General features: G+C 64.2%; 11 protein-coding genes, 2 tRNA genes and 1 pseudogene. 5 read left to right on the plus strand and 9 right to left on the minus strand.

Going from position 1 to position 13,645, the window contains the following annotated elements; translation table 11 throughout:
• Positions 1 to 90: 90 nt before the first annotated feature.
• The 4 genes from FHS48_RS02150 to ftsE all read right to left on the minus strand — a co-directional run bounded on the left by FHS48_RS02150 (position 91) and on the right by ftsE (position 3,400).
• Positions 91 to 822: a lysophospholipid acyltransferase family protein gene (locus tag FHS48_RS02150; RefSeq protein ID WP_184260818.1), complete on the minus strand. Its 732-nt coding sequence runs from the start codon at positions 820 to 822 to the stop codon at positions 91 to 93.
• Positions 823 to 1,023: 201 nt separating this feature from the next.
• The gene (locus tag FHS48_RS02155) at positions 1,024 to 1,698 is read right to left on the minus strand and encodes a YdcF family protein (protein WP_184260820.1); all 675 of its coding nucleotides are present in this window, start codon (positions 1,696 to 1,698) and stop codon (positions 1,024 to 1,026) included.
• A gap of 14 nt (positions 1,699 to 1,712) precedes the next feature.
• A complete protein-coding gene (locus FHS48_RS02160) occupies positions 1,713 to 2,603 on the minus strand; it encodes a cell division protein FtsX (RefSeq protein WP_184260822.1) in 891 nt (296 codons plus the stop codon).
• Positions 2,603 to 3,400 (minus strand): cell division ATP-binding protein FtsE, encoded by a 798-nt coding sequence (ftsE, locus tag FHS48_RS02165; protein ID WP_184260824.1) that lies wholly within the window; start codon positions 3,398 to 3,400, stop codon positions 2,603 to 2,605. Before ftsE ends, FHS48_RS02160 begins: the two co-directional genes overlap by 1 nt.
• Before the next feature lie 285 nt (positions 3,401 to 3,685).
• Here ftsE and FHS48_RS20580 point away from each other — a divergent pair.
• Both FHS48_RS20580 and FHS48_RS02170 read left to right on the plus strand, forming a co-directional pair.
• A pseudogene (locus FHS48_RS20580) lies at positions 3,686 to 3,784 on the plus strand (zinc-ribbon domain-containing protein); the annotation flags it as partial.
• A gap of 87 nt (positions 3,785 to 3,871) precedes the next feature.
• Positions 3,872 to 4,786: a DUF3426 domain-containing protein gene (locus tag FHS48_RS02170; protein WP_311769069.1), complete on the plus strand. Its 915-nt coding sequence runs from the start codon at positions 3,872 to 3,874 to the stop codon at positions 4,784 to 4,786.
• A 77-nt stretch (positions 4,787 to 4,863) separates the two neighbouring features.
• On the opposite strand, the gene FHS48_RS02175 is transcribed toward FHS48_RS02170, so the two are convergent.
• The 5 genes from FHS48_RS02175 to FHS48_RS02195 form a co-directional block, all read right to left on the minus strand.
• Complete coding sequence (locus FHS48_RS02175; RefSeq protein WP_184260828.1) at positions 4,864 to 5,307, minus strand: SufE family protein; 444 nt, start codon at positions 5,305 to 5,307, stop codon at positions 4,864 to 4,866.
• Between the two features lie 55 nt (positions 5,308 to 5,362).
• Complete coding sequence (locus FHS48_RS02180; protein WP_184260830.1) at positions 5,363 to 7,312, minus strand: sensor histidine kinase; 1,950 nt, start codon at positions 7,310 to 7,312, stop codon at positions 5,363 to 5,365.
• Between the two features lie 816 nt (positions 7,313 to 8,128).
• Positions 8,129 to 8,204, minus strand: a tRNA-Ala gene (locus tag FHS48_RS02185).
• Between the two features lie 657 nt (positions 8,205 to 8,861).
• A tRNA-Ala gene (locus tag FHS48_RS02190) sits at positions 8,862 to 8,937 on the minus strand.
• A 247-nt stretch (positions 8,938 to 9,184) separates the two neighbouring features.
• The gene (locus FHS48_RS02195) at positions 9,185 to 9,520 is read right to left on the minus strand and encodes a TIGR02300 family protein (RefSeq protein ID WP_184260832.1); all 336 of its coding nucleotides are present in this window, start codon (positions 9,518 to 9,520) and stop codon (positions 9,185 to 9,187) included.
• A gap of 246 nt (positions 9,521 to 9,766) precedes the next feature.
• Between FHS48_RS02195 and aroA the strand changes: the two genes are divergently transcribed.
• The 3 genes from aroA to rpsA all read left to right on the plus strand — a co-directional run bounded on the left by aroA (position 9,767) and on the right by rpsA (position 13,645).
• Positions 9,767 to 11,122, plus strand: coding sequence for a 3-phosphoshikimate 1-carboxyvinyltransferase (gene aroA, locus FHS48_RS02200; protein ID WP_184260833.1), 1,356 nt, complete (start codon positions 9,767 to 9,769; stop codon positions 11,120 to 11,122).
• Positions 11,123 to 11,125: 3 nt separating this feature from the next.
• A complete protein-coding gene (gene cmk / locus FHS48_RS02205) occupies positions 11,126 to 11,788 on the plus strand; it encodes a (d)CMP kinase (RefSeq protein ID WP_184260835.1) in 663 nt (220 codons plus the stop codon).
• A 165-nt stretch (positions 11,789 to 11,953) separates the two neighbouring features.
• Positions 11,954 to 13,645: a 30S ribosomal protein S1 gene (gene rpsA, locus FHS48_RS02210; protein ID WP_184260837.1), complete on the plus strand. Its 1,692-nt coding sequence runs from the start codon at positions 11,954 to 11,956 to the stop codon at positions 13,643 to 13,645.

The raw sequence follows: 13,645 nt of genomic DNA on the forward strand, positions 1-13,645 counted from the left end.
GCCTGTTCACAGATACCCCCGGAAAAAGACAGAGGGCCGCCGGTTATCCACAGGCAGCCCTTCCGGTCATGCTCGTTTCAGATGCAGGTGTCAGGAGTCGCCGTTGCCGCACAGACGGGCCGACTCGCCGTTGATCACCGCCTGAAGGCGTTCGGTGAACACCTTCTTATCCAGCCCCGGCTCAATGGCGGGAAAAATCCGCACCACCACCTCACCCGGGGATTTCACGAAGCTGTTGCGGCCCCAGACCAATCCGCTGTTCAACGCCACCGGCACCAGAGGGACATGGTCACCGAAGCGGGCATACAGCGCGGCAATCCCCGGCTGGAACGGCGGATTTTCGCCCACCGGCACCCGGGTCCCTTCCGGGAAAATGATCATCTGCCGTCCTTCGGCAAAGGCGGCATCAGCCCCGCGCAGCATGGTCTTCATCGCCGAGGCCCCGGCCTTGCGATCCACCGCGATCATCCCGGTCTTGGCCATATGCCAGCCGACAAAGGGGATCGACAGCAGCTCTTTCTTCAGCACAAACACCGGTTTCGGCACCAGCATCGGCAGAAACAGGGTTTCCCAGGCCGACTGATGCTTGGATGCCAGAATGCAGGCCCCCTGCGGCAGGTTTTCCAGCCCTTCGACCCGCCAGCGGATTCCCAGCAGGATCCGCGCCCCCCAGACCAGACCCCGGCACCACAGATGCGGTACGGCAAAGCTGCGGCGCCCCGGCACGAACAGGGTCGGGATCCCCAAAGAGCCGACCCCGATGGTCCAGAGGACATAAAAAATGTTGAACACAACGGATCGCAGCAGCGATACGACAGCCATTCCAGCCCTCTCCTGATAGCAGCACGCCGCAGATAAAAGGGCTGGCCGCCCCGGCGTCGTCAAAGTCTGTCCTGTTTGCCCCGCGCGCAGGGCCACGGTTGCCCACCGGGCTCTGTGACCGCAGACACCCCGGAAACCGGCCCGCTTATACCCAATCCCCTTGCCGCTGACCACCCGCCGCATCACCCGGCTCTGCCGGTCTTAACGCTGCCAGCCCGGAGCCGGAGTATCAGGGAACTGCAACCGCAGACGGGCGGCGAGGTATTTACTGTATTCGGTGGCAAACAGGGCGGCAGTCCCGGGGTAACGCCACCACTCTTCCCATTTCACCGCCGCCGGAAACACCGGGTGAGGAATAATCTGCACCCCCGGCATTGCCGCCTCAAACTCCAGAAGGCTGCGGCGCATGTGATAATTGGCCGTCACCAGCCGGATCGAGCGCCAGCGGTGTTCCCGCATCCAGATCGCGGTTTCAATCGCATTGCCGATGGTATCTGTGGCCACATGGCCGAGAAAAACCCGGTTGCGCAGGTCTTCCACCCCGGCCTCATCCCGCAGCAGGGTTTCCAGCCGGGTTTCCGGGAACACACCGGAAATGAACAGAACGTCGGCCCGCCCCTGCCGCAGCAGCCCGATCCCGGTGGACAGGCGCTCACTGCCACCGGTCAGCACCACAATGGCATCCGTCCGGGTCAGGATATCCTCAACCCGCTCCGGCATGGTCTCGACGTAATGGATCAGCCCCAGCAGCCAGACCGCCGTCAGCAGCAGGGCAAAGGCAATCAGCCGGGTTACCCAGGAAACCGCCCGCCGCACCACCCGGCTGACCGTTTCCAGCTGTGGGACTCCGCGGATCACAAAACGATGCCGCCGCATCGCCCCTCTCCCCCCTACAGCATCCGGGCCAGCTGCCGCCGGACGGTCCGGTAGGCGGTGATCATCACCACTCCACCGGCAAGCAGGGGCAGCAGGGCCAGCCCGAGGAAATGGACCGACGCTGGGGTCACCACCGGAACCAACCCCCCTTCCAAGGGGGCCAGCAGGGCCAGCAGGGCGATCAGCGCCGGGGCTGCCATCAGGGTGCCAATGGCCCCGCCGATCAGCCCGTGGATCAGGGCCCGCCGGGCAAACTGGCGGGCAACATAGCCATCCGTTGCCCCGATCAGGTGCAAAACCTCGATATGCGGGCGGTGTACGGCCAGACCGGAGCGGGTGGCATAAACCACCGCCGCCGTGGTGGCGGTACCGACCAGCCCCAGCGTCGCCCAGGCCAGCAGGCGGATCCCGTCCGCCAGCGCAATCAGGCGGGCCAGCCACACCCGGTGATCATCAATCAGCGCCCCCGGTGCCACGTCGCGCACACGGGCCAGCATTGCATCCAGCCCGGCCATCGCCTCAACCTTCAGCGACACATCGACCAGCCGGGGCACCGGCAGGTCGGCAATCAGCACATCAGACCCCAGCCACGGTTGCAGCATCTGCACCAGCTGTTCATCGGCAACGGGAACGGCGGCGGCCACTTCCGGCAGGGATGCCAGCAGCCGGACCACCCGGTCGACCCGGGCCACGGTGTCAGCAGAACTTTCGCCCGCCACCGGAGGCACCTGAACCGTCAGCGTGCCGGTCATGGATCCGCGCCAGCGGGTGGTCATGTCCTGTAGGGCCAGCGCCCCGGCCAGCGCCAGTGTCGCCAGAAATACCATCGCCGCCACCAGCAGCGGCAGGAACCGGTTACCCGGATCCGCCGCCACCGGCAGATCGGACCGCAGAAACCGCGCCATTACAGATCCTCCAGATCCGCCAGAGGATTGCCCCCGGCGAACAGGCCATCCCCGGCCGCCCACCCGGCCAGCGGCGGCAGAACACTGACCTGCCCCCCTTCCAGATGCAGGCGCTCAAACGGAAACTTCCGGACCAGCCCTTCGTTGTGGGTGGCAATCAGAACGGTGGTCCCCAGCCGGTTCAGTTCCATGAACAGATGCATCAGCCGGGTGGCGGTGCGGTCATCAACACTGCCGGTCGGTTCGTCCGCCACCAGAAGATCGGGCCGGTTAATCACCGCACGGGCGATGGCCACGCGCTGTTTCTGCCCCCCGGACAGGGTCGGCGGCGTGGCATGCAGATGGCGCGACAGGCCAACCCAGCCCAGCAGCTCCGGCACATGGCGCTGGATTTCCGCTTCCGAAACCCCGGCCACCCGCAGGGGCAGGGCGACGTTATCCAGCGTCGACAGATGATCGAGCAGACGGAATTCCTGAAACACCACACCGATTCGCCGCCGCAGGGCCGGCAGGGCATCGCGGGGGGCGGAACTGACGTCCCGCCCGAACATCTGCACCGATCCCTGCGTCGGGCGGCGGGCCAGATACAGCAGACTGAGCAGGGAGGTTTTCCCCGCCCCGGACTGCCCGGTCAGGAAATGAAATGATCCCGGATCAAGATAAAAGCTGATGTCCTGCAAAACATCGGGGCCGGTGCCATAGCGCAGACTGACGTTGTCGAACCGGATCGCGGTGGATCCCTCCGCATCAACAATCCGGCTGGTTCTGCCCTTGTTCTGTCCTGCCTTAAAAGCCATGCCCTTGATAGTCTTATCTTGTTTTTCAGTCCCCGCAGACGGAACGGCATGATACCGTCCCTGTCGGGGGACACAGTCTGACCGGAACAGTGGCATACCCTGCCGCATCCGTCAAACCGCCCGGGCCGGACCGGTAGCTGAGGGCTCCGCCGGAAGCCGGAGGAAAACCCTGCGGAAAAGACGCAAGACGCACCGGATTAACTGCTTGTAAATGCTCCTGTGCTTGTGTGTCCTACTGGTAAAGCCTATAACTGGGGTGACAAACGGGGGCCAAACGGGTCTGTCATGGATATCACCTGTCCGAGTTGCGGTACGTCTTTCAGCGTACCCGATGGTGCAATTGGCCCCAAGGGGCGTAAGCTGAAGTGTTCGCAGTGCGCGCATGTCTGGCGTCAGATGCCGGATGACGTGCCCGAACCTGCACGCCCGCAACGGGCGGCACCCCCTGTGGCCCCTCCGGCCGGCCGGGCGGTGCCGACGCGTGCCGCCGATATGCTCAGTTTTCAGGACGACGATGACTTCGCTCCGCCTCCGCGCGGCGGAGCCCGCCCTGAGTACCGGTCCGCACCGATGCCGATGGAAATGGACCCGACGCCGTCGCGCCGGGCCGCGGCCCCCTCCGGCCCGCAGGATGACGGTGATGACCCGTTTGACTCCGTCATGCGCGGTCTGGACGACGACAGCCTTCAGCGGCGGGGGGCTTCCCGGCCCGGCGCTGCCGATGACCCGTTCTCCGACCTTGGCTTTGACGAAGGCCTGAAGGGCGGCCGTGACGATGACGATGGATTCGGCACGTTCGGCACTGACGATGACCTGTCGGACCCCCTGATCGAAACCGACGACGGCTTCCTGTCCCCCGACAGTGACGACGCGCTGCCCGACATGTTCACCCGCGAACCGCCGCCACGGCGCCGGATCCTGCTGCCGATTCTGGCAACGCTGATGGCCCTGCTGGTGGTCGGCGGCGGGGCCGGGACCGCCGCGTGGTACTGGCGGGAAACCATCGTGCTGCGGATGCCGGAACTGGAACCCTACTACGAGATGGCCGGGATCCCGGTTGATGTCCCGGGGCTGGGCCTTCAGTTCAAGGAAACCACCAGCGAACGTCTGGCGCAGGGCGGGGTGGATACTCTGGTCATCCGTGGCTTCATCGCCAACGTGTCGGAAACCCCGCGTAAGGTGCCATTCCTGCACGTTACCCTGTTTGACGGCGCCGGGGCCATGGTGCAGGAACTGGCCGCCCAGCCGCCGGTCCCGCAGCTTCTGCCCGGCGAGACCACCGGCTTCCGGGTCCAGCTGCCGAATCCGTCAGCGGCGGCCCGCCGGTTCGACCTGTTCTGGGCCGTCAATCCGGCCGATGCCGGGAAGCAGGTTCCGGCGAAATAACCGGTATACCGAGTCGCAGACAGAAAGGGCGGGACCATTGCGGATCCCGCCCTTTCTGTTTCCCGGCACCCGGCCGGTCAGGAGGCTGCCGCCTCAACCGACTGCGCCGCCAGCGCCCGGATGGTGCGCACCACTGATGTCACCCCGTTCCGGCGATTCGGGCTGATATGCTGGTCCAGCTCCAGCCGCGCCAGCTCGGCATCGGCATCAATCGCCAGAATCTGCTGAGCGGTCTTCCCCGAAAACAGGATCAGCAGGACCGCCAGCAATCCTTTGACAATGTGCGCATCACTGTCGGCGAAAAAGAACAGGCGCGGTTCAGCCGCCCCGGCTTCAACGGCATGGGTCAGCCAGACCTGACTCATGCAGCCTTCCACCTTGTTGGCCTGCACCTTGTCGGCATCCGGCAGCGGCGGCATTTTCCGCCCCAGATCGATGATATAGCGGTAGCGGTCCTCCCAATCGTCAAACAGGGAAAAGTTTTCCGCCAGATCATCAATGTTCAGGCTGTCGAGGCTCATCCAAACACCACCTTCGGACCAATCCGGTATGCATATCCGCGCGACATATAGCGGCTTAGCCTTCCGGGGCAAGAGGGAAATCGGCCCGGAAGAGACTCCCCCGCCCTTCTTCACTGACAAAGGTGATGCCACCGCCCATTTCCTGCATCAGCCGGGCACTGATGGTCAGGCCGATTCCCGTGCCCTCAATGCCGCTGGTTTCCAGCCCGAGACGGGCAAAGGGCTCAAACAGAACCGTCTGCCGCGCGGCCGGAATGCCCCGGCCGTTGTCCTCAACCTCCACCACCGCCCGACGCGCAGTCCGGTCAACGCGGGCGCGGACCCGCACCCACCCCCCCGGCCGGTTATACTTCACCGCATTGGACAGCAGATTGAGCACCACCTGCCGGGTCCGGGTCGGATCCGCCCAGACCGGCATCAGATCGTCCATCCCTTCCAGCATCACCGAAACATCGGTCTTCCGGGCCAGCGTCTCGGTCAGGACCACACAGTCCGCAATCAGATCCCCCAGAGCCACCGCCTGCGGGGACAGCGTCAGCTTCCCGGCCTCGATCCGGGTCAGGTCAAGGATCTCCGTGATCAGGGTCAGGAGATGTTCCCCGGCCTGTAGGATATGACGGACAGACCGCTGCTGCCGCTCACTCAGCGGATCCCGCGCACTGGACAGCAGCAGCTGGGCGAAGCCGAGCACCGCATTCAGCGGCGTTCTCAGCTCATGGCTCATGTTGGACAGAAACTCGGTCTTGGCCCGGCTGGCAGCGGTGGCCTGCAACTGCGCTTCCTTCAGGCCGGTGATGTCCACCCGGGTTCCAACCCGGAAGCCGTTGGGCAACCTGCTTTCATTGACCAGATACCAGCGGTCGCCGAAGCGCTGCTCCACGCTGCCCCCGACCTCGTGCAGGGTAATGCGGTCGGCGAACCACTGCACCTTATCGGAGTCGTCCGTCATCGAGGTGTCCCGGCTGGTGCTGTAGCGCAACAGATCCTCAAACCGGGTTCCGGGCCGGACCAGCTCCGGGGGCAGCTCATACATGCGGCAATAGCTGTCATTACACAGCACCAGACCGTCAGCGATGGAGGACACCGCCATATCCAGCAGTTCCTGCTTCTCCTCCGCCGCCTGCCGGGCGACATGAATGTCGGTGGTGTCAAACACGATCCCGAACAGGGCGCAGTATTCGCGGGTCACCGGATCCCGTTCCGGCAGCAGGCGGACCAGCGCGGTCCGCCGCAGGCCGCTGGGCAGATGCAGGCGGACCTCGCGCGAGATTTCAACCCCGTACCGGAAGGCCGCCCGCCGGGCCTGCCGCAGAACCTTCCGGTCATCAGGGTGCACAGCCCGCAGATGGTTCCGCACAGAGGGGGCAAAGCTGTCCGCCGATACCCCGGACAGGGCATAACAGACCGGCGACCATTGCACCTGCCGGTCCCGGAAGCGGATCCGGAAATGCCCGACGTGGGCCACGTCCTCGGCCAGCGCCAGCAGACGGTTCCGCTCTTCCAGTTCCTGCAAGGCCCGGGTCCGCCGGGTCACATCCTTGGCAACCCCGACCAGACCGACAACCGCCGCCGCTGGGGTTTCGCCAAAGACCGGGGCCTTGACCGTCGAATAGATCCGCTCCCCCGCCGGGGTCGGGATCCGTTCCTCGTAAAAATGACTGAGCCCACCGCCGAGAACCTCCCGGTCAATCTCCACCACCCGTGCCGCAACATCGGGCTGAAAAATATCGGCATCCTGACGCCCGAGAACCTGATCCCGTTCCAGCCCCATCACCTGACAGCAGGCAATGTTGGCCAGCACGTAGCGGCCTTCGGCATCTTTGGCAAAAATCGGCTCCGGCGCAGCGTCAAGAATGGTCTGCAACAGGCCCTCTGCACTGACGGACGGCAACGGCCCGGCAGCGTGCTGGCGATGCAGGGCCTTGCGGCAGGCCCGCCGCAATCCCTGCCCAGCATCGGACAGGATCTCAGGCCATGTGAGCACGTCGCTGGCACCGGCAGCCATCAGGGCCTCCACCTGCCGGTCTGACCATTCAGGAATCACTGCGATGACCGGAGTCCCGGACTGCCGGAGCCTCTCCGGCAGGACTTCCCCGCCTGAAAGACCATAGATGATCACAGGACGGGGGGCCGTCTCTGCCCCCTCCCGGTCCCCGGTGAACAGCCCCTCGGGAACCACAAGGCAGTCTGCGGCCCATTCACGGATGAAGGGCTCCAGAGGGGCGCAGGCAGATCCTGTTAACAATATACGCATTCCGGTTCCGGCTATTGGTGTTGCAGGGATCCGCCTTCCTCGTCCTTCGGAGTATCTGTGCCCTGCGGGTTAAGCGCAAGCCGGAGCACACTAAGACATTTGGGGGAAACCTGACACTCTCCCGCCCCTCGACAGAAGTCAGCCCTGAAATATCGGGCGAAGTTGCTCCGCCGGTCTGCCCCGCGGACTGGCACGCAACAGGCAGCGGAGCGATCCCGCCGGAGCGATGACAATGGGGAGTCCGGAAAGAACAAAACCCCCGCGTCCTCCCCAAGGGTTTTGATGGTGGAGCTAAGCGGGATCGAACCCCACCCGGTCTGCATCGCAGACCGGCACGCAACAGGCAGCGGAGCGATCCCGCCGGAGCGATGGCAATGGGGAGTCTGGAAAGAACAAAACCCCCGGGTGTTCCCCGGGGGTTTTGATGGTGGAGCTAAGCGGGAGCGAACCCCAACCGGTCGGCATCGCAGACCGGCACGCAACAGGCAGCGGGGCGATCCCGCCGGAGTGATGACAATGGGGAGTCTGGAAAGAACAAAACCCCCGGGTATTCCCCGGGGGTTTTGATGGTGGAGCTAAGCGGGATCGAACCGCTGACCTCTACAATGCCATTGTAGCGCTCTCCCAGCTGAGCTATAGCCCCGTTTTGTTTGGCGGTCGGTCTGGGTGACTGCCTCGGTGGAGCGGGGTTATAAGGGGTTAACCGCACCCCGGCAAGAACTTTTTTCAAAATCTGTCATTTTTTTCCCGACACCCCGGAAACCCGTGGATTTTCCTTGGTAGACAACGGCATCACCCGCCTGACGGCAGGATGAATACGGACCGACAGAAAATCAAAAATGCCCCAGGTCTTCCCCGGAAGTTTTGAGGGTAGTGCTGAGCGGGATCGAACCCCACCCGGTCTGCATCGCAGACCGGCACGCAACAGGCAGCGGAGCAATCCCGCCGGAACGATGGCAATGGGGGAGGGGTCTGGAAAGAACAAAACCCCCGCGTCCTCCCCAAGGGTTTTGATGGTGGAGCTAAGCGGGAGCGAACCCCAACCGGTCTGCATTGCAGACCGGCACGTAACGGACAGCGGAGCGATCCCGCCGGAACGATGGCAATGGGGGGGCCGGAAAGAACAAAACCCCCCGGGCCTTCCCCGGGGGGTTTTGATGGTGGCGCTAAGCGGGATCGAACCCCAACCGGTCTGCATTGCAGACCGGCACGTAACGGACAGCGGAGCGATCCCGCCGGAGCGATGGCGATGGGGAGTCTGGAAATAACAAAACCCCCGGGTGTTCCCCGGGGGTTTTGATGGTGGAGCTAAGCGGGATCGAACCGCTGACCTCTACAATGCCATTGTAGCGCTCTCCCAGCTGAGCTATAGCCCCGTTTTTGTTCGGCGGTCGGTCTGGGTGACTGCCTCGGTGGAGCGGGGTTATAAGGGGTTAGCCGCACCCCGGCAAGAAAAAAATGCACCCCCGGTTTCATTTTTTTCACACCCCCACGCAACCATGCGGCTTTCAGCGCTTTTCCCGGTTAAATCAAAGGGCTGCCGCAGGCCTTACCATCAGCAGAAAGGGCCACCCCATCACTGGAGCAGCCCTTTCAGGATCCGGCAGACCGGCACAGGAACGATTACTCGTCCTGCTCACCCGGTTCGAGGTGATCCATCACCTCGGCCATATCATCATCGTCCTCGCCGAGGTCCGAGGCGTCCTCAATCAGGGCGTCGTCGTCCTCTTCCCCGATGATATCCTCCTCAATTTCTTCTTCCTCGACCGGCGCTGCGACCGCAGTCTTCTTCACTGCGTCATTCCGGGCCCCCTTGCCGCCGCGACGAACCTTCGGCGCAGCGTCCTTCTCGTTTTCCGCACCACACTTGGGGCAGACGATCGGGTCTTTGTTCAGATCATAGAAGCGGGCCCCGCAGGCAGAGCAGACGCGCTTGGTTCCCCATTCCGGTTTAGCCACCCGAAAACCTCCGAGTATCGTGACTTGGTCCTGAGAGGCGCATTTGCCATCGTTTCCCCCGCCTGTCAAAACCAAAAATCACACTGTGCCCGAACAGCCCCCTCATTCCGGCTGATCCGGATACCGCACCCTGCCGGACCGGAGCGCATTTTCCGCCCGCCACTGCCGTTACGGCACCTACCCTTGGCGGCGCCGATATGGTATCCAGCCTGACCTGTCTCACCCTTTTTTCCCCGGAAAAGTCACATGAGTCATCCTGCTTCCGCCACTGCCAAAGCCCTGTGGTCGAAGGCCTGCCCGCCGCTGTCCGGCGACATCCGCGTGCCGGGCGACAAATCCGTCTCCCACCGCGCCCTGATGTTCGGGGCCCTGGCCATCGGCGAGACAGTGGTCGAGGGCCTGCTGGAAGGCGAGGACGTGCTGCGCACGGCTGCGGCCATGAAACAGCTTGGTGCCAGCGTTGAACGCCGCGATGACGGCACCTGGGTGCTGCATGGCCGCGGTGTCGGCGGCCTGACCGAACCGGCCGACGTGCTGGATATGGGCAACGCCGGAACCGGTGCCCGCCTGCTGATGGGCCTGCTGGCCAGCCACCCGTTCACTGCGGTGCTGACCGGCGATGCCTCGCTGCGCAGCCGCCCGATGGCCCGCGTCACCACGCCGCTGGCGCAGATGGGGGCCACCTTCACCGGCCGCTCCGGCGGCCGCCTGCCGATGGCCGTCACCGGCACCGAAACCCCGGTGCCGATCAGCTACACCCTGCCGGTCGCCTCAGCGCAGGTGAAAAGCGCGATTCTGCTGGCCGGACTGAACACCCCGGGCGAAACCACCGTGACCGAGCCGGAACCGACCCGCGACCATACTGAGCTGATGCTGCGGGCCTTCGGGGCCGATGTCCGGGTCCAAGACCGCGCCGACGGCAGCCGGGTCATCACCCTGACCGGCCAGCCGGAGCTGACCGGCCGTCACATCGTGGTGCCGTCGGATCCGTCGTCCGCCGCCTTCCCGGTGGCAGCGGCCCTGATCGTGCCGGGCAGCCACATCACCGTGCGGGGGGTTGGCATGAACCCGTTGCGCACCGGCCTGTACACCACGCTGCGGGAAATGGGAGCGGACCTGACCGTCACCAACGAACGGGTCGAGGGCGGGGAACCGGTCGCCGACCTGATCGTGAAGCAGGGCCCGCTGAAGGGGGTTTCGGTCCCGGCGGAGCGTGCCCCCAGCATGATCGACGAATACCCGATTCTGTCGGTGGTTGCCGCCTTCGCCAGCGGCGAAACCCGGATGAACGGGCTGGCCGAACTGCGGGTGAAGGAAAGCGACCGCCTGAGCCTGATGGCCAATGGGCTGGCCGCCTGTGGCGTCACCGTGCGGGTGGAGGGCGACGACCTGATCGTCACCGGCACCGGCACCGCCCCGAAGGGCGGCCAGAACATCGCCGTTAATCTCGACCACCGGATCGGCATGAGCTTTCTGGTGCTGGGGATGGCATCGCAGGAAGCCGTCGGCATTGACGACGAATCCGCCATCGGCACCAGCTTCCCCGGATTCTCGGCGCTGATGACCGGCCTTGGTGCCCGGTTTTCCGGCATGGAAGGGTAAGCGATGATCTCCACCGTTATCGCCATTGACGGCCCCGCCGCCGCCGGAAAAGGCACGCTGGCCCGGCGGCTGGCTGATCATTTCGGCTACGCCTATCTCGATACCGGTTCGATCTACCGGGCGGTCGGCCTGAAGGTGCTGCGCACCGGACAGGACCCGCAGGACCCCGCCGCCGCCGAAGCGGCGGCCCGGAGCCTGACGCCGGATGAACTGTTCAGCCTGCAAAAAGACCCGGACCTGCGGACCGAGGCCGGGGGACAGGCGGCATCTAAGGTTGCCGCCATTCCCGGTGTCCGCGCCGCACTGCTGGACTTCCAGCGCCAGTTCGCCGCCGTTCCGCCCGGCGGCTGCGCCGGGGCGGTTCTGGATGGCCGGGACATCGGCACCGTGGTCTGCCCTGATGCCACCCACAAGCTGTTCGTCACCGCCAGTGTCGAAGAACGGGCCCGCCGCCGCGTCGCGGAGTTGCGCGCGAAGGGAATTGAGAGTATAGAGTCCGACGTTCTTGCAGACATGAAGGAACGGGACGCGCGCGATTCCCAGCGGGATGTCGCGCCGTTGCGCCCGGCAGAAGACGCTCTTGAGCTTGATACTTCTGCCTTGGATGCCGACGCCGCGTTTGCGGCGGTGCTCGATTATCTTCAGCGGAAGGCGGTCCCCCGATAAAGAATCGGGCGGGACCCTTCCGCCTGTCTGCTTTGAACAAAACCCCCTGATCCCGACGGGACAGGAGGGTCCTGACAGGCTGTGCCGCCCCTGACCGGGCGGAAGACCGCCGGAGCCAACCGGCAGGCCGGAAAGACTGAAAACTTTGAAAGGAATTTAAAACCCATGGTTACCGCCGCTGATTTCAGCTTCGAGGATCTCCTCAACGAAGCCTTTGCCCAGGAATACACCATTGAAGGCAGCGTGGTGCGTGGCACCATCCTCCGCATCGATGGCGACTTCGCCCTGGTCGATGTGGGCCTCAAGTCCGAAGGCCGTATCTCCACCCGTGAATTCACCCGTCATGGCGATAACACCGAGCTGAAGGCCGGTGATCAGATCGACGTGTTCGTGGAACGCTATGAAGACAAGGACGGTCTGATCGTTCTGTCCCGTGACAAGGCCCGCCGCGAGGAAGCCTGGAACGACCTGGAAAAGAGCTTCAACGACGCCCAGCGCGTCGACGGCGTGATCTTCGGTCGCGTCAAGGGCGGCTTCACCGTCGATCTGTCCGGTGCCGTGGCGTTCCTGCCGGGCTCCCAGGTTGATATCCGTCCGGTCCGTGACATCGGCCCGCTGATGGGTCAGTCCCAGACCTTCCAGATCCTGAAGATGGACCGCGCCCGCGGCAACATCGTGGTGTCCCGTCGTGCCGTGCTGGAAGAAAGCCGCGCCGAAGAACGCGCCAAGCTGATGTCCGGCCTGAAGGAAGGCATGATCCTCGACGGCGTCGTCAAGAACATCACCGACTACGGTGCGTTCGTTGACCTCGGCGGCGTTGACGGCCTGCTGCACGTCACCGACATCTCCTGGAAGCGCGTCAACCACCCGTCCGAAGCGCTGACCATCGGTCAGACCGTCAAGGTGCAGGTGATCCGCTTCAATGCTGAAACCCAGCGTATCTCGCTCGGCATGAAGCAGCTGGAAGCTGACCCGTGGGATGGCGTTGCCGCCAAGTACCCGCAGGGCACCAAGTTCACCGGCCGCGTGACCAACATCACCGACTACGGTGCGTTCGTCGAGCTGGAAGCCGGTGTCGAAGGTCTGGTCCACGTCTCCGAAATGAGCTGGACCAAGAAGAACATCCACCCGGGCAAGATCGTCTCCACCTCTCAGGAAGTGGAAGTGATGATCCTGGACGTCGATCAGGAAAAGCGTCGTATTTCGCTGGGCCTGAAGCAGTGCGCCGGCAACCCGTGGGAAACCTTCGCCGAACAGTTCCCGGCCGGGACCGAAGTCGAAGGCGAGATCAAGAACATCACCGAATTCGGTCTGTTCATCGGTCTGCCGGGCGACATCGACGGCATGGTGCACCTGTCCGACCTGTCCTGGTCCGAATCCGCCGAAGAAGCCGTCAAGGCCTACAGCCGTGGCGACGTCGTCAAGGCGAAGGTTCTGGACGTGGATATCGAGAAGGAACGTATCTCCCTCGGTATCAAGCAGCTGGGTGACGATCCGTTCGCCACTGCCGCTTCCGGCATGAAGAAGGGCACCGTCGTGACCGCCGTGGTCACCGCTGTGCAGGACAACGGCGTTGAAGTTGAAGTGGACGGCACCGTCTCCTTCATCCGCAAGTCCGACCTGTCCCGCGAGCGCAACGACCAGCGTCCGGAACGCTTCTCGGTGGGCGATAAGATCGACGCCAAGGTCGTGTCGATCGACAGCAAGACCCGCAAGATCGGTCTGTCGATCAAGGCCCGCGAAATCGAGGAAGAAAAGCAGGCGATGGCTGAGTACGGCACTGCCGACTCCGGCGCTTCGCTGGGCGATATCCTCGGCGCTGCCCTGAAGCAGGCTCAGGAAGCCAAGGGCGAATAA

Source organism: Novispirillum itersonii, assembly GCF_014205675.1.
Taxonomy (GTDB): Bacteria; Pseudomonadota; Alphaproteobacteria; order Rhodospirillales; family Rhodospirillaceae; genus Novispirillum; species Novispirillum itersonii_A.